General features: G+C 67.8%; 24 protein-coding genes. 10 read left to right on the top strand and 14 right to left on the bottom strand.

The window, feature by feature from the left end:
- Both AC1Q87_RS16585 and AC1Q87_RS16580 read left to right on the top strand, forming a co-directional pair.
- On the top strand, positions 1-329 hold a 329-nt coding region (locus tag AC1Q87_RS16585), incomplete at its 5' end, for a hypothetical protein (RefSeq protein ID WP_492610014.1).
- Between the two features lie 233 nt (positions 330-562).
- Positions 563-1000, top strand: coding sequence for an RrF2 family transcriptional regulator (locus tag AC1Q87_RS16580; protein ID WP_436060666.1), 438 nt, complete (start codon positions 563-565; stop codon positions 998-1000).
- An 11-nt stretch (positions 1001-1011) separates the two neighbouring features.
- On the opposite strand, the gene AC1Q87_RS16575 is transcribed toward AC1Q87_RS16580, so the two are convergent.
- Positions 1012-1440 (bottom strand): CBS domain-containing protein, encoded by a 429-nt coding sequence (locus AC1Q87_RS16575; protein ID WP_492610013.1) that lies wholly within the window; start codon positions 1438-1440, stop codon positions 1012-1014.
- Positions 1441-1514: 74 nt separating this feature from the next.
- Entirely contained in the window at positions 1515-2150 is a 636-nt protein-coding gene (locus tag AC1Q87_RS16570; protein ID WP_492610012.1) for a rhomboid family intramembrane serine protease, read from the bottom strand.
- A gap of 167 nt (positions 2151-2317) precedes the next feature.
- On the opposite strand from AC1Q87_RS16570, the gene hfaA reads away from it, so the two are divergent.
- The 6 genes from hfaA to AC1Q87_RS16540 all read left to right on the top strand — a co-directional run bounded on the left by hfaA (position 2318) and on the right by AC1Q87_RS16540 (position 8817).
- The gene (gene hfaA / locus AC1Q87_RS16565; protein ID WP_492610011.1) at positions 2318-2755 is read left to right on the top strand and encodes a holdfast anchoring protein HfaA; all 438 of its coding nucleotides are present in this window, start codon (positions 2318-2320) and stop codon (positions 2753-2755) included.
- A gap of 7 nt (positions 2756-2762) precedes the next feature.
- Positions 2763-3752 carry a holdfast anchoring protein HfaB gene (gene hfaB, locus AC1Q87_RS16560; RefSeq protein WP_492610010.1) on the top strand — a complete coding sequence of 330 codons (990 nt, stop codon included), beginning with the start codon at positions 2763-2765 and terminating at the stop codon, positions 3750-3752.
- On the top strand, positions 3682-4917 hold the full coding sequence (gene hfaD, locus AC1Q87_RS16555; RefSeq protein WP_492610009.1) for a holdfast anchor protein HfaD: 1236 nt from the start codon (positions 3682-3684) through the stop codon (positions 4915-4917). The genes hfaB and hfaD overlap by 71 nt, the downstream gene beginning before the upstream one ends.
- 90 nt (positions 4918-5007) lie before the next feature.
- Entirely contained in the window at positions 5008-7887 is a 2880-nt protein-coding gene (locus AC1Q87_RS16550; RefSeq protein WP_492610008.1) for a M16 family metallopeptidase, read from the top strand.
- A 205-nt stretch (positions 7888-8092) separates the two neighbouring features.
- A complete protein-coding gene (locus tag AC1Q87_RS16545; RefSeq protein ID WP_492610007.1) occupies positions 8093-8539 on the top strand; it encodes a hypothetical protein in 447 nt (148 codons plus the stop codon).
- Between the two features lie 11 nt (positions 8540-8550).
- Positions 8551-8817, top strand: a complete 267-nt coding sequence (locus tag AC1Q87_RS16540) for a hypothetical protein (RefSeq protein WP_492610006.1) — start codon at positions 8551-8553, stop codon at positions 8815-8817.
- Here AC1Q87_RS16540 and AC1Q87_RS16535 read toward each other — a convergent pair.
- Positions 8814-9677 carry a hypothetical protein gene (locus AC1Q87_RS16535; RefSeq protein ID WP_492610005.1) on the bottom strand — a complete coding sequence of 288 codons (864 nt, stop codon included), beginning with the start codon at positions 9675-9677 and terminating at the stop codon, positions 8814-8816. The genes AC1Q87_RS16540 and AC1Q87_RS16535 overlap by 4 nt on opposite strands.
- A 188-nt stretch (positions 9678-9865) precedes the next feature.
- Here AC1Q87_RS16535 and AC1Q87_RS16530 point away from each other — a divergent pair, with 188 nt between their 5' ends.
- Complete coding sequence (locus AC1Q87_RS16530) at positions 9866-10411, top strand: PAS domain-containing protein (RefSeq protein ID WP_492610004.1); 546 nt, start codon at positions 9866-9868, stop codon at positions 10409-10411.
- A gap of 4 nt (positions 10412-10415) precedes the next feature.
- Here the strand turns inward: AC1Q87_RS16530 and AC1Q87_RS16525 are convergent, their stop codons facing one another.
- From AC1Q87_RS16525 to AC1Q87_RS16515, 3 genes are all read right to left on the bottom strand, one after another.
- Complete coding sequence (locus AC1Q87_RS16525) at positions 10416-11009, bottom strand: TetR/AcrR family transcriptional regulator (RefSeq protein WP_183773767.1); 594 nt, start codon at positions 11007-11009, stop codon at positions 10416-10418.
- A gap of 31 nt (positions 11010-11040) precedes the next feature.
- On the bottom strand, positions 11041-11994 hold the full coding sequence (locus tag AC1Q87_RS16520) for an aldo/keto reductase (RefSeq protein WP_492610003.1): 954 nt from the start codon (positions 11992-11994) through the stop codon (positions 11041-11043).
- A gap of 74 nt (positions 11995-12068) precedes the next feature.
- Positions 12069-13727 carry a choline dehydrogenase gene (locus tag AC1Q87_RS16515; protein ID WP_492610002.1) on the bottom strand — a complete coding sequence of 553 codons (1659 nt, stop codon included), beginning with the start codon at positions 13725-13727 and terminating at the stop codon, positions 12069-12071.
- A 212-nt stretch (positions 13728-13939) separates the two neighbouring features.
- Here AC1Q87_RS16515 and AC1Q87_RS16510 point away from each other — a divergent pair, with 212 nt between their 5' ends.
- On the top strand, positions 13940-15628 hold the full coding sequence (locus AC1Q87_RS16510; RefSeq protein WP_492610001.1) for a sensor histidine kinase: 1689 nt from the start codon (positions 13940-13942) through the stop codon (positions 15626-15628).
- On the opposite strand, the gene minE is transcribed toward AC1Q87_RS16510, so the two are convergent.
- From minE to AC1Q87_RS16470, 8 genes are all read right to left on the bottom strand, one after another.
- Positions 15625-15888: a cell division topological specificity factor MinE gene (gene minE / locus AC1Q87_RS16505; RefSeq protein WP_183773760.1), complete on the bottom strand. Its 264-nt coding sequence runs from the start codon at positions 15886-15888 to the stop codon at positions 15625-15627. The two genes, AC1Q87_RS16510 and minE, sit on opposite strands and share 4 nt — an antisense overlap.
- Positions 15885-16703 carry a septum site-determining protein MinD gene (minD, locus tag AC1Q87_RS16500; RefSeq protein ID WP_492610000.1) on the bottom strand — a complete coding sequence of 273 codons (819 nt, stop codon included), beginning with the start codon at positions 16701-16703 and terminating at the stop codon, positions 15885-15887. Before minD ends, minE begins: the two co-directional genes overlap by 4 nt.
- 42 nt (positions 16704-16745) lie before the next feature.
- The gene (gene minC, locus AC1Q87_RS16495; protein WP_492609999.1) at positions 16746-17471 is read right to left on the bottom strand and encodes a septum site-determining protein MinC; all 726 of its coding nucleotides are present in this window, start codon (positions 17469-17471) and stop codon (positions 16746-16748) included.
- Between the two features lie 174 nt (positions 17472-17645).
- The gene (locus AC1Q87_RS16490; protein ID WP_492609998.1) at positions 17646-18110 is read right to left on the bottom strand and encodes a DUF1579 domain-containing protein; all 465 of its coding nucleotides are present in this window, start codon (positions 18108-18110) and stop codon (positions 17646-17648) included.
- An 83-nt stretch (positions 18111-18193) separates the two neighbouring features.
- A complete protein-coding gene (gene scpC, locus AC1Q87_RS16485; protein WP_492609997.1) occupies positions 18194-19711 on the bottom strand; it encodes a succinyl-CoA:acetate CoA-transferase ScpC in 1518 nt (505 codons plus the stop codon).
- Between the two features lie 91 nt (positions 19712-19802).
- Positions 19803-20417: a PEPxxWA-CTERM sorting domain-containing protein gene (locus tag AC1Q87_RS16480; protein ID WP_492609996.1), complete on the bottom strand. Its 615-nt coding sequence runs from the start codon at positions 20415-20417 to the stop codon at positions 19803-19805.
- Between the two features lie 94 nt (positions 20418-20511).
- A complete protein-coding gene (locus AC1Q87_RS16475; RefSeq protein ID WP_492609995.1) occupies positions 20512-21294 on the bottom strand; it encodes an enoyl-CoA hydratase-related protein in 783 nt (260 codons plus the stop codon).
- 65 nt (positions 21295-21359) lie between these two features.
- Complete coding sequence (locus AC1Q87_RS16470) at positions 21360-21887, bottom strand: gamma carbonic anhydrase family protein (protein ID WP_492609994.1); 528 nt, start codon at positions 21885-21887, stop codon at positions 21360-21362.
- Positions 21888-22034 lie beyond the last annotated feature (147 nt).

Genomic DNA, 22034 nt, shown 5'->3' with positions numbered 1-22034 from the left:
CCGGTGGTCGGCGGAGGCGGCTATCTACGGGACCGCCCCGTTCCCGTCAACCAGACTTTTCAGTCTTTTTCGAGAACCTCGAGATCAACCCGAAACACTCGAAAATGGTCGACGCCCGAACCGTTCCGACGCCTGCAAACTCAAGAAAACCAAGGTCTTCCGAAGTTCGTCCCGGCGGCGTCCCCGTCCAGGGAGGCGGCTATCTAGAGGGCCGCCCCGTCCTCGTCAACCCGCCTTTTCAGCTTCTTTTCGAAGGCCTCCGGAAGAACCGGAAAACATCCGAAAACGGATCGCTCCTCAACCGCTTCGCCATCGGCAAACCCAAGTGATCCAAGGGATCTCTTCAGTCCGTCCCGGCGGCGACCCGTCCGAGGAGGCGGCTGTCTAGGCCCCCGCCCCGGGGGAGTCAACAGCGTGTATGACGCATCGGTGAACTTGGTGGGGAGAACTCCGCGCAGACCGCGTAAACTTGGCCGTGGGGCATTGTCGGGTAGCGCTCGCACACCTTGTAGAAAGCCTCGCGTCGGCATCTAAGGGACGAGACTAGGAGACATATAAGAGAATGCTCTCGCAAAAGGCCCGCTACGCCCTGCGCGCCCTCGTGGAATTGGCGCGCGCCGAAGGCGCCCAGGTCACGTCCGGAGAACTCGCGGTCCGCGCCGACGCGCCGCGCAAGTTCCTGGAGGCGATTCTTCTGGAGCTCGCGCGCAACCGCGTCGTCGTCAGCCGCCGCGGCAAGTTCGGCGGCTACACCCTCGCCCGCCCCGCGGCCGAGGTGAGCTTCGCCGAAGTGATCCGGGTGATCGACGGGCCGCTGGCGCTCGCCCCGTGCGTCAGCCGCCTCTCCTTCCGGAAATGCGAGGACTGCCCGGACCTGGCTACCTGCGCCCTGCGCGAAGCCCTGCTCAAGGCGCGCGACGCGACCTCTGAAGTTCTGGAGGGCTACAGCCTCGCCGACGCCGCCGCGTCGACCGGCGCCGAAGTGTTCGCGCACATCTGATCGGGCTCCGGTCAGCCCGTCGCGATGTAGGCCTTCAGGCCGTCGGCCTCGGCCTCGACCTCGGAGATCTTCCACTTCACGAGATCGCCGATCGAGACGATGCCGACCAGGCGGTCCGACACGCAGACCGGCAGGTGGCGAATGCGCCGGTCGGTCATGCGGCCGAGCAGGGAATCCACCGTCTCGCTCGGATCTGCGAAGATCACGTCGTGGGTCATGACGCTGGTCACCGGCCGATCAAGCGCCCCAGCGCCCTCGCGGGCCACCGCGCTCACCAGATCGCGCTCCGATACGATCCCGACCACTCGATCGGCTTCCAGCACCACCATCGCACCGACCCTGCGTGAATGCAGCAGGGCGCAGATCGCACCGACGGTTTCCGCTGGGCCGACCGTGAACACGAGGTCGCCCTTGGCCTTGAGGATCTGAGACACAAGCATCTGCACGTTCTCCCTAACACCGTCAGGGAAGCGTCGCGCAGGACGCCAGCGAAATCAACGTTCTCGCGAAAACGTCAAGCTTGCTGGGCGCCCGCCACGCGGCCGAACGCGCCGACCAGCAGCAGCCCGGCGATATAGCCGAAGATGTGCGCCTCCCAAGCGACGCCGGCGCCGCCGAGCCCGGGCGCGAAGCCGACCAGGGCCAGCATCAGGTTCACCGCGATCCAGCCCAGCGTCATGCTGATCACCGGCGAGCTGAGGAATGGGCCCGGGGTCGGGCGCCCGATCAGACGCGCGGCCGCGCCCACCAGACCGGCCACCGCGCCGGATGCGCCGATCATGAGCGTGGTGCTGCCGGGATTGACGAGGCCGTAGCCCAGGCTCGCGAGCCCGCCGCACAGAAGATAAAAGACCAGGAAGATCAGCGCTCCGCGGGGGCTGGCGCCGAAGTAGCGCGCGACGGGCGTGCCGAACGCCAGCGCCGCGCCGCCGTTCATCAAGGCGTGCGCCCAGCTGCCATGCAGGAAGATGGCGGTGAACAGCAATGGCCAGCGCCCCTGCTCGAAGGCGGCCGAGGAGAAGGCGAAGTTCGCCAGCAGCCAGTTCTGCGGCAGGAACGTCTGCACCAGATAGCCGAGCACGATGACCATGGTGGCCACGACCGCAGGCCAGGGCGCGTTGAAGATCGGCTGCCGCTCGTCGTCGCTCAAAACCCGCACTCCGCACCCGGCCCAAGAAAAAGACCGGCGTTCACCTTATTCCGCTCGCCTTAACCAAATCGCGAGGGTCTGGCCCCTAGATACACTCAAGTTCGGCCAGTCTGAGTGCAATGTGCGGCTGGCCGTCGTCTTTTTCGGGGTGGGACTTCCCAAGGGTCATGGCCGCAGCACCTTTCACAGCTCTGCGCAGGCTGGCGTTCGCCGGCGTGGCGAGCCTCCTGGGCGTCGCCACAGCGCAAGCCCAATCGATGTCGACCAATTCCGCCGACTTCAACGCCGGCTACGGCCGTCGCGCCGGGTCGGAGAACCATCCGGTCAACGTCACCACCCGCGATGCGAACGGCAATCGGGTGATCATCGACGGCATCATCCAGACCGGCGAGGACCAATCCAGTTTCGCGTTCGGTTCGGGCGCCGGCGAGTCCTACGCGGGCGTCGGCTCGCTAGGCGGCGGCTCCACCGCGATCGGCAACAGCCTCGTGGTCGTCACCCAAGGCAACTACAACACGGTCATCGTCAACTCGTCGCAGACCAACAACGGCAACGTCTCGGCCGGCTCCACCCTGAACGGAGGCGTCGCGCCCGATGGCCAATAGTCACGCCATGCGCGCCGGCGCTCTGCTCAGCATCGCCGCGATCGCGCTGTCGGCCTGCGCCACCCCCATCGCCGGCCCGGGCGGCAACTACGCCCGCGCCATCGGCACGGCGACGGTGACCCCCAACCCGACCCCCTATTCCGACGCGCTGGTCTGCATGGCGGGCTTTGCGCGCAACACCGGGCTGGTCGCGCCGCGCATCGCCATCGGGCGCATCGCCGACTACACCGGCAAGTCGGAATCCGACGGGTCGGGCCGCAAGATCACCCAAGGCGCCTCGCTGATGGCCATGTCGGCCTTCGCCAAGGCGGGCATGCCGTTGGTCGAACGCTTCGACACCTCGGTCTCGGAGCTGGAGCTCAAGTACGCCAACAACAAGCTGATCTCGGACACGCCGAACCCGGGGCCGGACCAGGCGGCCGAGTACCGCCGCATCCTGGCCGGCCAGGTCCCCGGCTCCGACTTCTATGTCGCCGGCGGCATCACCGAACTGAACTACAACATCCGCTCGGCCGGCATCGACGTCGCCGGCGGCGACCTCGACCCGACGGATCCCAAGGGGTCGTTCCGCGGCCGCCTGTTCGTGATGAACATCGGCCTCGACCTGCGCCTCATCAACACCCGCACGCTGGAGGTGGTCGACGTCATCTCCTACCAGAAGCAGGTGATCGGCCGCGAGGTCGGGATCGGCTGGTTCGACTTCCTTAACGGCAACGTCTTCGACATTTCGGCCGGATCGGGCGCGCTGGAGCCGATGCAGCTGGCGGTCCGCAGCCTGGTGGAACGCGCCGTGGTCGAGATGACCGCCAATCTTTACGGCATGCCGGGCCCGGAAGCCTGCCTCGCCTACGACCCGCTCGGCGCCATCGGTTCGGTCGGCGCCACCGGCGGCTATGTTCCCGCCTACAACAACCTGGGCACCAACAATGGTCAGACGCGCGAAGATCCTTCTCGTTGGAACGCTCGCCGCGACTCTGCAATCCCAAGCCGCTACTAGCCAGACCCAGCCGAGCGCGGCGCTCAACAACCAGCTCCAGTTCGGCGACGTGTTCAGCCAGCAGTCGCTGAACGTGGTCGAGGTCAGCGACTACACCCAGGGTTCGTCGACGGCGACCGGCAACGCCTACTCGGCCGCAGCCAGCCGCTACGACGCCGACATGCGCTCGTACCAGGAGACGCAGGGTCAGGTCGTAGCCGACACCCGGCTGGACGTCGCGTCGAACTCCGGCGCGACCACCAGCCTGACGACCACCGCCACCGGCAACTTCGTCCAGGCCACCGGCTACGGCGCGACCGTAACCGGCGTCTACACTCAGGCGACCAGCGCGAACGCGGTCACCGCCCACAGCCATACCGAGGCGCCCGGCGGCAGCACCGGCGAGATCGCCAGTTCGGTCCAGGCCGCCGGCAACGCCCAGGCGTTCGGACTCGAGTACGGGTCGGCCGGGGTGCGGACCAGCCAGTCCAACGCGGCGACCGTCACCACCGACGGCGGCGGGATCTATGGCTATGTCGCCGGAACGGCCAGCTTCGCGGCCACGACCGCCGCCAACGACGTCACCCTGTCCGGCGCCAACGGCTCCGCCGCGCGGATGATCGTCGACCAGAACAACGCCGCGCCGCTGACCCAGGCGGCGCAGTTCACCGCCTTCGCCAACGTTCAGGACGCGGTCACCACCGCCACGGCGTCGGGCAACAACGTCAATACCGTCAACCAAGGCCATCTGCTCGACGTCACCGCGCGCCAGAGCAACCAGGCGTATGTTCGCGCCCAGTCGGCCTCATCAGCCTATCAGTACGGCTCGGCCTCGGCGTCGGCCTACGGCGTCGGCAACGCCATCGTGGCCGGCGACATCGGCGGTGAGCTGCTGCTCGACACCGTGCAGTCCAACGACGGCGGCGGCATCGAGGCCGTGGCTCAGTTCGACGGGACGGAGGGCTACGACGCCAATGTCAGCGCCACCGCTTACGGCAACTCGGTCATGGGCTACGCCTGTTCTGACTGCCAGGGCCGGCTCGACGTCAACAATGACCAGATCAACAACGCCGACGTCGGCGCCCAGAGCGTGGTCAATGTGACGTCCGGCCGATCGGCGCGCGGCGTGGCCAATGCCGTCGGCAATTCGGCCACCTACTACGTCAGCCGTCCTTCCGGCCAATAGCCGCCTTTCTGCGCCGCAACCGCGCCTTGCGAAGGCCATCCTCGCCTGCGCATGGTTTCCGCTCCACTGGTCTCGGATCCGTAACACCTGATGCGACGTCTCTTCGGCGCGGCCTCCGTGCTCGCTATCGCCCTGTCCCTGCCCGTGGACGCCTCCAGCCTCCCCTTCCCAAAGCTGGGACGCGACAAGACGGCGGCGGCGGACGCGGCGCCGGCGGCGCTGAAGCCCGGTGAGTGGGCCCAGGCCAAATCAGACGTCGCGCCCGACCCGACCATCCGCTTCGGCGCCCTGCCCAATGGCATGCGCTATGCGATCCGCAAGCAGTCGATCCCGGCTGGCCAGGCGGCGATCCGCCTCCGCATGGACGCCGGCTCGCTGATGGAGACAGACGCTCAGCAGGGCCTGGCCCACTTCCTCGAGCACATGGCCTTCAACGGCTCCAAGGCCGTGCCCGAAGGCGAGATGATCAAGATCCTCGAGCGATTGGGCCTGGCCTTCGGCGCCGACACCAACGCGTCGACCAACTTCGACGAGACGGTCTACAAGCTCGACCTTCCGCGCACGAACGACGAGACCGTCGACACCGCCCTGATGCTGATGCGCGAGGCGGCCGGGAACCTGACGCTTGACCAGGGCGCCATCGACCGGGAGCGCGGCGTGGTGCTGTCGGAGGAACGCGCCCGCGACACCCCGCCCTACCGCATCTACAAGGAAAGGCTTGACTTTTTCCTGAAGGGCCAGCGCCCGCCGACCCGCTATCCGATCGGCCAGGTCCAGGTGCTGGAAACCGCTCCGGCCTCCGAGTTCACCGATTTCTACCAGCGCTACTATCGCCCCGAGCGGGCGGTGCTGGTGGCCGTCGGCGACTTCGACGTCGATGCGATGGAGGCCAAGATCAAGGCCAAGTTCGGCGACTGGGCGCCCACCGGTCCGGCTGGCGAGGCTCCGAATCTGGGTCAACTCCAGCCGCGCAAGACCGAAGCCAAGCTGGTCATTGAAGCGGGCGCGCCGCTGTCGATGCAAATGGCCTGGATGCGCAAGCCGAACCTGGCCGCCGACACTCTCGCCAAACGGAAGGCCGATCTTGTCGAGCAGCTGGGCTTTTCGGTGGTCAACCGGCGCCTGCAGCGACTGGCCCGCGCCGGTCAGCCGCCGTTCCTCGCTTCCGGCGTCTTCAAGAACAACGAGTACAACGCGGCCGAGGCCACGCTGCTGATCGTCAACGCCGAACCGGGCCGCTGGCGCGAGGCGCTGGCCGCCGCCGAACAGGAGCAGCGGCGCGCCGTTCAATACGGGGTCCGCCAGGACGAGCTGGACCGTGAGATCGCGGAGTATCGCGCCAGTCTGAAGGCAGACGCCGCCGGCGCCGCGACCCGCACCCCGGCGCAACTGGCTGGCGAGATCGTCGGTTCGTTGGCCGAGCGCGAAGTGGTCACCGATCCGGCCCAGGACCTGGCGCTGTTCGAAGAGACCGTGAAGGATCTGAAGGCCGACAAGGTGTCGGCTGCACTGAAGGCCAGCTTCGCCGGCGAGGGTCCGCTGCTGTTCATGGCCTCGCCCCGTCCGATCGAGGGCGGCGAAGCCAGCGTGCTGGCCGAGTTGGAGGCCTCGCGCAAGGTCGCGGTCGCCGAGCCGTCGGCCGCCGTCGAAGTCGCCTGGCCCTACACCTCGTTCGGCGGCGCCGGGAAGGTCGTCGAGACCAAGGATGCACCGGACTTCGACACCACGTTCGTGCGCTTCGAGAACGGCGTGCGGCTGACCATCAAGCCGACCCGCTTCAAGGACGACGAGGTGCTGGTGCGGGTGAATGTCGGCGACGGCCGGCTCGACCTGCCCAAGGACGCCCAGAGCCTGGGCTGGGCCTCCGGAGCGTATATCGAGGGCGGCCTGAAGCAGATCAACGCCGAGGACATGGAGCGCGTGCTGGCCAGCCGCGTCTACGGCGCGCAGTTCGGCGTCGCCGACGACGCCTTCGTGCTCAGCGGATCCACCCGTCCCGAGGACCTGGACGTCCAGCTGCAGGTTCTGACCGCCTATGTCGCCGAACCGGGCTGGAGGGGTGAGGCGTTCAAGCGACTGCAGAGCGCATTCCAGACCGCCAACGATCAATACGAGTCCACCGACTCCGGCGTGCTGAGCCGCGATCTGGCGCTGCTACTGCGCGACGGCGACAAGCGTTGGGCCTTCCCGAGCCGCGACCAGATCGCCGACGCCAAGCTCGACGACTTCCAGAAGATGGTCGCCCCCGCCCTGGCCGATGGCCCGATCGAGGTCGTGATCGTCGGCGACACCACGGTCGAGAAGGCCACGGAGGCGGTGGCCCGCACTCTGGGCGCCTTGCCGCCCCGCGCGGGAACGCAGGTCCCTGCCGCCCAGCGCGAGGTCGGATTCCCCAGCGGCGTTCAGCAGCCGGTGGTCCTGCCCCACAAGGGCCGCGCCGATCAGTCGATCGGCTACCTCGCCTGGCGCACCAACGACTTCTTCGCCGACCCGCAGAAGGCGCGCGACACCGCCGTGCTGGGTGAGATTCTCGAGCTCCGCCTCGTCGAGGAACTGCGCGAGGCGCAGGGCGCGACCTACTCGCCGAGCGTGGTCTACAGCCACAGCATGGTCTGGCCACGCTGGGGTTATGTCTCGGCGAGCGTCGAGATCCCACCCGCCAAGCTGCCCAACTTCTTCGCCGACGTGAAGAAGATCGCCGCCGACCTGCGCGACAAACCCGTCACCGCCGACGAGCTGGCCCGCGCCAAGAAGCCGCGGATCGACCAGATCGAGAAGGCCCGCGAGACCAACGGCTACTGGCTGTCGGAATTGTCCGGCGCGCAAACCGATCCGCGCCGGCTGGACGCCACCCGCGGCCTGATCCCTGGCACCGAAAGGGTTACCGCCGCCGACGTGCAGCGCGCCGCCCAAGCCGTGCTGAAGGACGACGCGATGTGGATGCTAGAGGTCGTGCCCGCCAAGAAATAGGGAACGGCGCCGATCGTCGCGCCGAGCGCGGCATACCGTCATATGGTCAAGCTGGCGGCGGGCTGGCTCTATCCTCCGGCGAATCCGCGGCGCTGTCGCGGGACTGGAACGGCAGTCGGGGGGTATCGCCCGTATCAGCGACCCCGTCGTCTCGATCTTGCGCGCACTCCGCGTTGCGCCAAGATCGCCCCTCGAAGGGGCGAGCATGCTGCCGTTGGATCACATCGCGTTTCAGGGGCCGGACCTCCCTGCCCTGGCCCAGGCGTTCGCCGCCCTTGGCTTCACGGTCTCGCCGCGGGGCTTCTATACATCGCCCGATCAACCTGACGCCCGCTGGGACAGCCACTGCGTCTTCATGGATCGCGGCTGGTTCGACCTGTTGCACGCGCCTGGAGCGCCCGCCGCGGTCGCCCCCGGCGGCACGCTGTTCCTGACCTCGGACCTCGACGCGGCGGCGGCCCGCCTGGGCGACATGCGGCTGGCTCCGCCTATCGGCTCGTCCGCGGCTGGGAGGACGAGCATGCCCATGAATCGTTCAAACTGCTTTCGATCCGCGAGCGCATCGCACCGCTGGGGCTGGCGGTCATCGAGCACGCCTACCCATGCGCCGACGCCCTGCCGCAATGGTTCTCGCACCCCAACACCGCGATAGAGGCGGCCGGGTTGATCTTTGCGGGCGCTCAGCCGGGGCCGTTGGCGCAGGTCGCCGACGCGGTCCTGGACCTGACGGCGTTCGAATACTGGGAGCCGCAACGGTTCAGCGACGCCTTTGGCGAGCACGTCGATCGCGCCGTCCGCGTCCGCGTCGCCTCGCTGGCCGCGGCGCGCGCGGCCTTGGCCGGCGATTTTACGGTCCAGGAATCAAAAGGGCGGCTGCACGTGGCGCCGCCCTCGCCGCTCAGCTGCGGCTTTCAGTTCTTAGAGGCCTAGTAGATGTAGCCGCCGACGCCGCCGTCCAGGCTCAGCGAGCCGCTGACGGTTTCGATGCGCTCTTCTTCTTCGCGATAGGCGGTGTAGGTCTCGATTTCGGTGATGGTCAGCACCTTCACGCCGGCGCCGAAGCGGCGCAGCAGCGAGCGCTCGTTGCAGTCGCGGGCCGGGGTCTGACGGCGGCATTCCAGCTTGCCGTCGCGGCCGTGATAGAGCGCCTGGCCCTTTTCGCAGGCCATGGTCTTGCCGCCGCTGAAGTCGACCTTGCCGCTGAAGTCGGCGATGGTCGCCTGCAGCCAGGTGCCGGCGATGCAGCGGTAGAGCTCGCCCTCGAATGACGAGGCGATGTCGCGGTCGGGACGGACCTGCGAGGCCGGGTGCGGGATCTGGCGCGCGTCGATGCAAACCGCCTGGATCACGACCTGACGCGTGCGCATGCGGCTGGCTTCGTAGGGCACGCGGCGGATGCGGCTGCCCGCATCGACATTGAGTTGAACCGAGCCGGTGACCATCGGCGGGGTGTAGCCGCCGTTGTAGCCGCCGCCGTAGTAAACGGCCGCGCCTGCGCTGGCGCCAGCTCCCGCCCGGGCGCCGGCCGAGGCGCTGGCCACCGCAACGTTCACGTTGGAGACGTGGACGTTGATGTTCGGACGACCGGGGTCGCCGCAGCAAGGTGTCGTGGGCGGAGTCGGCGGCGGCGGCGGCGGCGGCTGGGTGCAGCACGGCGGCGTCGGCGGATTACAGCATACCGGCGGCGGTGGCGGCGGCGCGCAGCATTGCGCCGAGGCGCTTTGCGGCCCCACGAGCAAGAGAAGGCCAAAGCCGAGCATCAGGCCCAGCAAGGTCGAACGCGTCTTCATGGATGGCCCCTCCAAAGGCCAGCCGGCCGCCGCGGCGCAACTGCCGATCTACGCAGTAAAGCTTATGCGGCTTAAGAATCTCTGAGCCTCGCCAAGGTTCGGCGTCTCGTTCTGGCACGGCGGCGACTTGGCACGGATTTGCTTGCAAGCCCCATGCGGTCGCTGACGGCCGCCGCGGAGGCGTCGAGATGTTCCATTCGAACACGCAGCAGATGATCGATTACTGGCGCAGCAAGTGCGGCGTCGCCGGCCTGCCCGTTCGGGCCGATATCGATCCCACCGAGTTCGCCAAGCTGGCGCCGCAGGCCTTCGTGCTCGGGCGCGAGGCTTCGGGCGTCTATCCGGTGCGGCTGTCGGGCGGTCTCGTGTCCGACCTGCATCGGCGCGGCCTGCGCGGCCGCAACTTCCTGACGCTGCTCGACCCGCTCGGCCGCCATGAGATCCAGACGGCTCTGGAAACCGGACGCCGCCGCCCGGAGCCTGTCGTCGCGCGCATCGATGCGCTCAGCGACACCGCTACGCTTGAACTGGAACTACTGTTTGCGCCGATCGCAGGTGGGCCCGGTTCTCCCGAACGCTTCCTCGGTCTCTATCAGCCGATCTCACTGGTCGCCGCCTTGGGAGACGAACCGCTGCGCCAGCTGTTCGTCCGCGAAGTCCACGGCGTGGGCCCGGCCAACGAAGAAACCAACCGGCTGCGACTGGCGACCCTCGACGGTCGCTGGGTCGCCTGAGGCCTCAAAGTGCTTCGCCGGCGTCATCCAGTATCCGGGACACGGCCTCTTCGGCTCGCACGCGGGCGTTGGGGGCGCGGAACAGCTTCGCCTGCTGCTGGAACGCCAGGCTGACCCCGACCAGTTCGAAGACAATCTGCCGGCAATAGTCCGGCGGCGCCTTGCCGGCCTTGGGCAGGTCGGCAGCCACGCGGACCAGGGTCTCGTGCCATTCACGCTGAGACTCGACCAGCCGATCGCGGATGGCGCCGGGACGGTCGTCGTACTCCTGGGCCGACACCGCGAAGATGCAGCCGCGCATGTCGGGCTCGCCTTCCAGCCAATCGAACCAACGACTGAGCAGGGCGTCCATCCTCGCCCGGCCGCGCGGCATCGCGAGACTGGGTTCGACAACGCGGCTGCTGAACCGCGCGATCGCTTCCTCAAGCACCGCCAGTTGCAGCGCTTCTTTGGAGCGGAAGTGAGCGAACAGGCCGCTCTTCGACAGCTCCAGGCTGTCGGCCAGCGGGCCGAGCGACAGCCCCTCCAGCCCGACCGCAACGGCCTGCTGGAGGGCCCGCCCGACAATAGCCTCTCGTGTCGCGGCGCCCTTTTTCATGCGCCGCACATTAGCACGATCGGTCGTTTTTTCAAGAATCCTTGGCCGACGCCTTGTCCAGGGTCGCCAGGTCCTCGGCCGTCAGGGTCAGCCGCGCCGATCCCATCAATTCGTCCAGCTGCTCCAGGCTGGTGGCCGAGGCGATCGGACCGGTCAGGCCGGGCTGGGCCATGACCCAGGCCAGCGCGACCTGCGCCTGCGACGCCGTGCGGGCGGCCGAGACTTCGTCCAGGGCGGCGAGGATACGCATGCCGCGCGCGTCCATCATCCGCTTCACGCCCTGGCCGCGCGGGCTCTTCGAGAGGTCCGCCTCGGTGCGGTACTTGCCGGTCAGGAAGCCGGAGGCGAGGCCGTAGTACGGAATCACCCCGACTTCGTTGTCGATGCAGACCTGCTGCAGGCCGCTCTCGAAGCCGTCGCGCGAGTAGAGGTTATAGAGCGGCTGCTCGCTGTTGTAGCGCGGCAGGCCCTTGGCTTCGCTGATCTCCAGCGCCGACTTCAGACGCTCGGGCGTGAAGTTCGACGACCCGATGGCGCGCACCTTGCCGGACTTCACCAGGCGGTCGAACGCCTCGGCGGTTTCTTCCTGCGGGGTGTCGGGATCGTCGCGGTGCGATTGGTAGAGGTCGATGTAGTCGGTCTGCAGGCGCTTGAGCGAGGCTTCCACCGCTTCGACCATGTACTTGGCCGACAGCCCCTTCATCCCCTCGCCCATTTCCGAGCCGAGCTTGGTCGCCAGCACGATCTTGTCGCGCTTGCCGCCCTGGGCCAGCCACTTGCCGATCACCGTCTCGGACGCGCCTCCGCCGGCCGGGGCCCAGCGCGAATAGACGTCGGCCGTGTCGACCATGTTGAAGCCGCCGGCGATGAACGCGTCGAGCAGCTTGAAAGAGGTAGCCTCATCGGCGGTCCACCCGAACACATTGCCGCCGAGCACCAGCGGCGCGACCTTCAAATCGGACTTGCCCAGTTTGCGCAGTTCCATCGTCGCCTCCCATGAAATTATTGAAAATATAAAGAAAAAGGCCCCCTCCTTTCGGAGAGGGCCAAATCATAGCGCTAAGCGGCCTTCTGGTCGTCCTCGTAGACCGGCGCGTCCTCCGCCGGCAGCGCGGCGCGGCCCCGGATCACGTCCGAGATCTTCTCGGCGATCATGATCGTGGGCGCGTTGGTGTTGCCGCCGACCAGGGTCGGCATGACCGAGGCGTCGATCACGCGCAGGCCTTCGATGCCGCGCACCTTCAGTTCGCCGTCGACCACCGCCATCTCGTCGCCGTCCGCGCCCATCTTGCAGGTGCCGACCGGGTGATAGATCGTCTCGGCGTGCTTGCGGATCCAGGCGTCGATCTGCTCGTCGGTCTCGACGTCCTTGCCGGGGAACAGCTCCTCGGTGCGATAGGGATCCAGCGCCGACTGCGCGGCGACCTTGCGCATCATCCGCACGCCCTCGCGCAGCGCGCGGCGGTCTTCCTCGGTGGCCAGGTAGTTCGCGAAGATCGCCGGATCGTCGGTCGGATCAGCCGAGCGCAGCCCGACGCGGCCGCGGCTTTCGGGGCGCAGCTGGCATACGTGGAAGGTGAAGCCGTCCTTGGGAACGGCCGTGTTGCCGTGGTTCTGCATGATCGCCGCGACGGTGTGGATCTGCAGGTCCGGGCGGTCGAGGTCGGGACGCGACTTCAGGAACGCGCCCGATTCCAGAAACTGCTGGCGGCCCAGGCCCTTGCCGAAGAAGGCGTAGTTCATGCCGATCGCCAGGGTCTTGATCAGACCCTTGCGCAGCGAGTGGGCGGTGATCGGCTGCGGGCATTCCCAGGACATGCAGACGTCCAGGTGGTCTTGCAGGTTGGCGCCGACGCCCTTCAGCGCCTTCACCACCGGGATGCCGAACTTGCCGAGTTCTTCCGGATCGCCAATGCCCGAAAGCTGCAGGATCTGCGGCGACTGCACCGCCCCGGCCGACAGCAGCACTTCCTTGTCGGCATGCACGACGTGTTTCTGGCCCGACTTGGCGTCGATGTACTCGACCCCGGTGGCGCGGCCGCTCTCGATGACGATCTTGCTGGTCCGCGCGCCGGTGATGCAGGTCAGGTTCGAGCGCGACAGGGCCGGATGCAGGTAGCCGCGGGCGGCGCTCCAGCGCTGTCCGTCATGGATGGTCAGCTGGTAGGGGCCCCAGCCCTCCTGCTGGAAGCCGTTGAAATCGCCGGTGACCTTGAAGCCCGCCTGACGGCCGGCCTCGACCGTGGCCGAGTAGATCGGGTTCGGAGTCGAGGCCTTGGAGACCTTCAGCGGGCCCGCGCCGCCGTGCCAGGCGTCGCCGCCGCCCTCAAGGCTCTCCGAGCGCTTGAAGTAGGGCAGCACGTCCCGATACGACCAGCCCTGCAGGCCCATCTGGCGCCACTGGTCGTAATCGCGGGCGTGGCCGCGGATGTAGATCATCCCGTTGATCGACGAGGAGCCGCCCCAGCCCTTGCCGCGCGGCCACCACAGCTTGCGGTCATCGAGGTTCGGTTCGCCCTCGGTCCAGAAACCCCAGTTGTAGGTCCCCGGCTTGCCGATCAGCGCCCCGACGCCGGCCGGCATCTTGACCAGGATCGAGTTGTCCTTGCCGCCCGCTTCCAGCAGCAGCACCTTGACCTGAGGATCCTCCGTCAGCCGGTTGGCGAGCACGCATCCAGCGGACCCCGCGCCAATGATGACGTAGTCGAAGCGATCCATGTGTTCCGTCCCTAAACACTGTTAAGTTAGCCGCACACTGGCCGAAGCCCGGACGAGAGACAAGTGCCGCAGAACCCTGTTTTTGGGCGCCGCAACGGCAGGTTTTCAGCCGCCTCCCGTCAGGAATCTGCCGGACGGGATGGCGCCTTGAGTGCGATTGAGTTTCATGCGCCAATGGACTTCGGTGGCAATCTGGTCCTAACGACAGTCCTATGAGCGCCCAGCAGACGGCCTCGGCTGGAGGCGAGCATCGCCTCGTCCGAGGCCTGAACCACCAGGTGACCGCCGGCCTGACCGTCGGGGCGATCGTCTTTATCGCGGCGATCACAGGAATTCTGCTGCGGCCCAGCGGACACCTCAGCACATTCTGGGCGGCGAACGCGATCCTGCTCGGCCTGCTCGTGCGCCGCCCGGACCTGGCGACGCCGACCGGCTGGCTGGCGGCTGCGGCGGCGCTCATCGCCGCGGACACGATCACCGGCAGCGGTTGGACACGGACCCTGCTGCTCACCGCCGGCAACCTCGCCGGGGTGATGACCGGCTATCTGCTGTTCAAGCGCCTGTCGCCTGAGGACCGCCGGCTGCAACGGCCGGCCTCGCTGCTCTCGGTGACCTTGATCGCGCTCGCGGCCTCCGCCGCCACCAGCGTGCTCGGCGCGGCGGTCAACGCCCTGCTGTTCCACCGCGACCCGGTCAGCGGCTTCTTCATCTGGCTGGCGACGGAGCTGGCCAACTACATCGTCGTGCTGCCCGTGGCGCTGACCTTCCCGCGCCCCTCAGAGCTGAAGTGCTGGTTCGTGCGGACCTTCACGACCGTTCCGCAGCTACGGGCGGTCGCACCGCTCGTCCTCTATCTGATCAGCCTGGCGATGGTGCCGGCGGTCGGCGGGCCAGGCGCCCTGGCATTCCCGGTTCCGACCCTGCTCTGGTGCGCGCTCACCTACAGTCTGGCGGCCACCACCCTGCTGACCCTGTCGTTCGCGGTCTGGAGCCTGCTGTTCCTGTCGACCGCTTCGGCCTCGATGGGCTTTGCGTCGGTGATGGGCTTCGACCTGATGTCCCTGCGGCTCGGCGTCATGCTGGTCGCATTGGCCCCGATCACCGTCGCCGGGGTCATGGCCAGCCGCAACGCGCTGCTGCGGGAAGCCGAGCTCGCCCGCCGCGCGGCCGAGGAGGCGATGGCCGCCCGCACCCTGCTGCTGGCGACGATGACGCACGAGCTGCGCTCGCCGCTGACCGCCGTCGTCGGTTTCTCCGGCATGATGTCGCGCCAGGCGTTCGGGCCGGTGGGACACCCGAAGTATCTCGACTACGCACAGTCGATCGAGATCGCCGGCTCGCATCTCAGCGAACTGGTCACCGACCTGCTCGACACCGCCAAGATCGAGGCCGGCCAGATCGAACTGTCGCCATCGTCGGCGTCCAGCCGCGAGATCGTCGAACAGGCCCTGCGCCTGGTCCGCGGCCTGTCGATCGAGGCCGGCGTCACGGTGGTGATGGAACCGGGAGACTGGCCCGACATCTACGTCGACCAACGCGCGGTGAAGCAGATCCTGATCAACCTGCTGGCCAACGCCGTGAAGTTCTCGCCGCCCTCGGGCCTGGTCGAGGTCTCGTCGGAGCTCAAGGACGAGCGGCTGGTGATCTGCGTCAAGGACTTCGGCCAGGGCATCCGCGAGGAAGACCTGGCCATTCTTGGCCGCCCCTACGTCCAGATGGGCGATCGGGTGTCCCGTTCCGAAGGGTGGGGCCTGGGCCTGGCCCTATCGCACGATCTGATCGAGCGGCACGGCGGCCGGCTCGAACTCGAGAGCAAGCTCGGCGCGGGAACCCGCGCCTGCTTCGACCTGCCGCTGGCCGAGCCCGAGCCTGAAGCGCGGGCCGCCGGCGTCGCCCGCTAATCCCGCGAGAGCGCGGTCTCGGGCATCTCGATGTCGATCTCCAGGGTCGACACCTGGTCGCCCCGGTCGAGCTTGACCACCACGCGGTCGCGGTCGATCGGGATGTGCTTGGCGATCACCGCCAGGATCTCCTGCTGCAGGATGGCGGCGAGGTCTTCGCCGCCGCCCAGGCCGCGCTCGTGCGCCAGCAGCAACTGCAGCCGGTCGCGCGCCACCGGCGCCGATCGCCGTCCCCGGCCGAAGAGGTTGAGCAGGCTCATGCGACCGCCTTTCGGCCGAACAGCCGGCTCATGAAGCTCTGGCGCTCCTTGGGCACGCTGACGGCGACGTTGTCGCCCATGAGCCGGCGCGCCGCTTCGCTGTAGGCCTGAGCGGCCGGCGAGCCCGGATTGTGCAGGGTCACCGGGCAGCCGACGTTGGAGGCGCTGAGGACGTCCGGGCTTTCCGAAACGATTCCCAGCAGCGGGATCGCCAGGATCTCCAGCACGTCGTCGACGCTCATCATCTCGCCCTTGGCGGCGCGGGCCGGATCGTATCGTGTGAGAAGCAGGTGCTTTTCGATGCGATCGCCGCTCTCGGCGCGCTGGGTCTTGGAATCGAGCAGGCCGATGATGCGATCGGAGTCACGCACCGAGGAGACCTCGGGGTTGGTGACCACCACCGCCAGGTCGGCGTACCGCATGGCCAGGGTCGCGCCCTTTTCGATGCCGGCCGGGCTGTCGCAGATCACCCAGTCGAACTGCTCGCGCAGATCGTCGATGACCCTGCCGACGCCCTCCTCGGTCAGCGCATCCTTGTCGCGGGTCTGGGAGGCCGGCAGCAGGCTCAAGGTCTCCACCCGCTTGTCGCGGATCAGGGCCTGGGCGAGCTTGGCGTCGCCCTGGACCACGTTGACCAGGTCGAACACGACCCGGCGCTCGGCCCCCATGACCAGATCGAGGTTGCGCAGGCCGACATCGAAGTCGACCACCACCACCTTCTGGCCCGCCTGAGCGAGCGCGGCGCCCAGAGACGCCGAGGACGTGGTCTTGCCCACGCCTCCCTTACCGGACGTGACGACGACAACCTTGGACATGACTCACCGTTCCTTCCCCTCGCCCCACGACGAGCAACGCAACTAGCCGAGCGCCGAGAGACGCAGCGCGCCCCGGTCGCAGCGGATCTGGACGGCCTGGCCGTGGAGGTCGGGCCCCCAGTGCTCGGCCGTCCGGTACAAATGATCGACGCCGACCAGCTCGGCCTCGAGCCGGCGGCAGAAGATGCGGGCTTCGGCGCCCGTCCGCAGGCCGGCGATCGCCCGCCCCCGCAGGGCGCCGTAGACATGGATCGAGCCGCCGGCGAGCACCTCGGCCCCCGAGGCGACCGCCCCGACGATGGTCACGTCGCCCTCTTCGAAGATCACCGACTGACCCGAGCGCACCGGCCGGTCGATCAACAGCGACGGCGCGGCCGGCGCAGGCGCGTCGGCCGCCTCCGGCGCGACGGCTGCAGCCACATCGCTTCGGGCCTTACGGGTGACATTGCCGTGCAGATTGGTCGGCAGGTGCGACCAGGGCGTCCCGCCCAACGCCGCCGGGCGAAGCCCCTCGACGCCGATCAGCTTCAGGCCCCGCGCACTGAGCCCGTCGAGCGCGACCAGCACCGCCTCGGGTCCGACGCTCTCGAGCGCCGCACCGAGATCGGCGACGATGGGGCGGTTGTCAAACAGCGCCGCCGAGGCGTGCATCTGCTCGTCGAGGGCGGCGAACCACTGCGCGAACGGCGCCTCGGGCGACAGGATCAGCGCCATGACGCTGCGCCCGCGCACGCGGATCCTGGGCAGCTCGAACGTCTCGGCGTTCACGTCGCGCGACCTACTGCACTGGGCGAATTGTCGATATGCGCGCTCATGACGCCTCCGTCCGAACTGGGGGACAGGGGTCCCCCTCCGGGCGCTCCCTGGCGACGTAAGTTCAAGATTCGTGGGGCTTTCTTGCGGCCTGATCCCGCCGCAGTTTCGGCGCCATGAGGCCAAGCTTCAACGCGCCGGGCGGCGGAACTCCATGATCCAGTTGGTCTCCCAGGTCGCGCCGCCGTCGTAGGAGAAGGCCTGACTCCAGCGCGGCGTCTCGGTGTCCGTGCCGCTCCAGTCGAAGAGCACCTTCACCGGCCGGCCCTCGTCGAGGTCATCGCCGGCGAAGACGCCCTTGCCGTCCTTGAACCGGCCGTAGACCGGCGGCTGCAGTTGGCCGTCCTTGGAGTTGATCCAGTAGATCGCCCACTGGTCCTGGGCCGGGTCGTAGAGGCGCAGGGTCATGCCCTTGAAGCCCTTGGTCGGAAAGTCGCTCTCGTCGATCGAGACCATGCCGCCCATCAACACCTGGGCCTTTTCGTAGGACGGGAAGACGTCCCAATCGTCGGAGCCGGCGCCGCGGACCTTCAGCCGCCGGTTCGTGACGTCCCAGTCGCCGTGATTGAAGTCGAAGTCGTGCGCCGAACTCATGGGCTGATCCTCCTGCTTGAGCCGCGCCGGGTTTAGCCAGGCGCTGCTGCCAGCAGAGTGTCAGCAGCCTGTCAGGACGCCGATCAGGGCCGCATCGAGCCGGTGTCGATGAACCGCTGGTGCCAGGAGAGCGCTTCGTCGAGCAACGAGGGCGACTGCTGTCCGTAGGCGTGCTGGCGGGCGCGGGCGTAGTAGTCGGCGAGCGCTGGCCGGTAGTCCGGGTGCGCGCAGTTGGCGATGATCACTTCGGCCTTCTGCTTAGGCGAGAGACCGCGCAGGTCGGCCAGCCCCTGTTCGGTGACGATCACCTGGACGTCCTGGTTGATGTGATCGACGTGGCTGGCCTGGGGCACGATCGCCGAGATCTTGCCGCCCTTGGCGACCGAGGGCGTCACGAAGATCGAACAGTAGGCGTTGCGCGCAAAGTCGCCCGAGCCGCCGATCCCGTTCTGGATCCGCGAGCCCATGATGTGGGTCGAGTTCACGTTGCCGTAGATGTCGGCCTCGATCATGCCGTTCATGGCCACGCAGCCCAGGCGGCGGATCAGCTCTGGGTGGTTGCTGATCTCCTGCGGCCGGAGGATCAGCTTGTCCCGATAGAAGGCCATGTTGTCGTTGAGGGCGGCCGCAGCCTCCGGGCTCAGCGAGAAGGCGGTCGCCGAGGCCATGCGCAGCTTGCCCGCGGTGATCAGGTCCAGCATCCCGTCCTGGAGGACCTCGGTATAGGCGGTCATGTTCTCGAACCGGCTGTCCAGCAGCCCGGCGAGCACGGCGTTGGCGATGTTGCCGACGCCCGACTGCAGGGGCAGCAGGTTCTCAGGCAACCGGCCCTTGGCGACCTCATGCTCGAAGAATTCGAGCAGGTGTCCCGCGATGGCCGAGGCGACCCCGTCCGGCGACGAGAACGGCAGATTGCGGTCCGGCGCCTGCGTCTCGACGATGGCGACGATCTTGTCCGGGTCGCAACGGAAGTAAGCTTCGCCGATGCGGTCGTCGGCACGGACAAGCGGGATCGGCACCCGGTTCGGCGGCAGGGCCGTGCCGTAGTAGATGTCGTGCATCCCCTCCAGCGCCGGGTTCTGCCAGCTGTTGACCTCGAGGATCACCTGCTGGGCGCGGTCCAGCCAGGTCTTGTTGTTGCCGACCGACGACGACGGGATCAGCGAGCCGTCCGGCCGGATGCCGGACACCTCGATCACCGCCGTGTCGAGCGGCCCGAGGAACCCCTGCCAGGCCATCGGCGCGACCTGGCTGAGATGCATGTCGAAGTACTCCATCTCGCCGCGATTGATCTTCTCGCGGGCGATGGGGTCGGAGTTGTAGGGCAGCCGGAACTCGATGCCGTCGGCCTTGGCCAGGGCGCCGTCCAGTTCCGGGCCGGTGGAGGCGCCGGTCCAGACGCGGACCTGAAACTTGCGGCCGGCGGCGTGCTCGGCCTCGATGCGGCCGGCCAGGGCCAGCGGAACCGCCTTCGGATAGCCGGACCCGGTGAAGCCGCTCATGGCGACGGTCGAGCCCGAAGCGATCAGGCCGGCCGCCGTCTGCGCGTCCGTCACCTTGGCGCGCAGTCTCTCGCAGCCGATCCGGGAATTGTCCGCCATACGCGCCTCCACTGACAGGTCTGGCGCAAGCAATAGCCGGGGCGAGGCTCCGTTCCCATGCGACACGCATGAAAACCGGCGATCGGCCAGACTAGATGGCGGCGAACCCGCGCCGCGAGCGCCGCAGCACGCTCCCGACCAAGCCAAAGCCGACGATCATCATCGCCCAGGCGGCCGGTTCGGGCACGGCGGCGAAGTCGCTGATGGTCAGGGTCACCGAATAGGGCGAACGCGCCGCCGGCGAGACGCGGAACACCCCGTCGAAGGTCGCGAACTGCGGGAAGAAGTGCGAACTGCAGTCGCCTACGGTCGTCGGCGTGCAGGGGCGGTCAAAGCCAAGCGGGGTGCTGAGGACGCCGATCGCCACACCAGGGCTGGTGACGGCGACGCAGCCGCCGCTCAGCGAGCAGTCATAGGCAAGCGAGTACTCGTTGCCCCAGACGCCGCCGATCGCCTCGTCCCACCAGGTCTTCTGTTCCTCGACGTTGCCGGTGAACACCGCATCGATGAGTTGCAGCCCACTGAAGGTCAAGGTCGCGGTGGCGCTATGGCCTTCCGGCGGCCAGTCGAAGGCGCCCGAGGCGTAGATGAACCCGTCGACGTCCGGGTCGGTGAGCGAAAGGTCCACCACCTGGGCGGACAGGGCCGGGGTCGCAAACAACGCGAACGCAGCGGCGACCGGGCCGCACCACAACAATGACTTCATCACAGCAGCTCCCTCTAGGCGCGTTAACCATTCGCCCCGCGCCAGAGGGAGTCAAGGTCGCCGAACTCGTTCAGCGAACATCGATAGCTTGGCCTTAGCGCCCCTTCCAGGCCGGGGCGCGCTTCTGGGCGAAGGCCATCGGCCCTTCGACGAAGTCCTCGGACTTGAAGAGCGCGCTGACCGCCGGATAGCGGTTCTGGCCCTTGATCGCCGCCTCCAGGGTGGGTTCGTCGAGCCCCTTGTAGACCGCCTCCTTCGAGGCGCGGATCGACATCGGCGAGAGTTCACAGATCTGGCCGGCCCAGCGGCGGGCCGCGGCCATCAGCTCGGCCGGCGCAACCACTTCGTTGACGAAGCCCAGCGTCTGGCCTTCGGCCGCGCCGACGCGGCGGCCGGTGAGGATCATGCCCAGGGCCTGCTTCTGACCGATCATCCGCGGCAGGCGGTGCAGGCCGCCGGCCAGGGCGGCCAGGCCGACGCGCGGTTCCGGCAGGGCGAAGGTGGCGGTGTCGGCGGCCACGATCAGGTCGCAGGCCAACGCGATCTCGAATCCGCCGCCCATCGCCACGCCGTTGACCGCCGCGATCAGCGGCTTGGTCAGGTCGAAACGCGAGGTCAGGCCGGCGAAGCCGGACGGCGGGCTCTTCATGTCGCCGCCGGTGGCCTGGTGCTTGAGGTCGTTGCCGGCCGAGAAGGCGCGGTCCCCGGCGCCGGTGACGATGCCGACCCACTGGTCCGGATCGGCGGCGAAGGCGTTGAACGCGTCGTCCAGCTCGAAGTGGGCCGGCGAATGCAGGGCGTTCATCACCTCGGGCCGGTTGAGCGTGAAGATGGTGATCGGACCCTCGCGGTCCACGCGGATGAACTCATAGGCCATCGAGGATCCTCCCTTTGTCATGCGGCGCCCACGCTCGCCGGGGCGCCGCTACGTCGGTCAAGCGCTCAGAGCGGACGCAGACCGGCGCGATAGCGCTTCCAGTTCTCGACGTAGTGCAACGCCCCGCCGGCCAGCGCCCTGCCCTGCTCCGGGGAGATTTCGCGCACGACCTTGCCCGGCGCGCCCATGACCAGCGAGTTGTCGGGGATCTCCTTGCCCTCGGTGATCAGGCAGTTGGCGCCGATCAGGCAGTTCTTTCCGATCTTCGCGCCGTTGAGCACGATCGAGCCGATGCCGATCAGCGAGCCGTCGCCGATGGTGCAGCCGTGCAGCATGACCATGTGGCCCACGGTGACGTTGGCGCCGATGGTCAGCGGATAGCCGGTGTCGGTGTGCAGGACGCTGCCGTCCTGGACGTTGGAATTCTCGCCGATGGTGATCGGATCGTTGTCGCCGCGAATCGTCGCGCCGAACCAGACTGAGGCGTTCTTCTTGAGAATCACCCGGCCGACCACGGCGGCGTTGGGCGCGATCCAGTATTCATCTTCTTTAGGCAGTTCAGGGGCCACTTCGCCCAAGTTGTAGACACTCATCCGTACACCCCGTTTATTTAATCAAATGAGCCATTTAAGGATTCAGAAACCACGTTAGCATCACTCTAGTGATGCGATTCGAGAGGGGCGAGAGCCCTTCCGCATCACGCCGCGAGTCGGCGTCCGGTTCGTGGCCTGCGTTTGGGG

It is taken from the genome of Phenylobacterium sp. GW823-FHT02A09 (assembly GCF_058797775.1).
The sequence above is the reverse complement of the archived record's forward strand: the minus strand, read 5'-3'. Positions and strand labels throughout refer to the sequence as shown.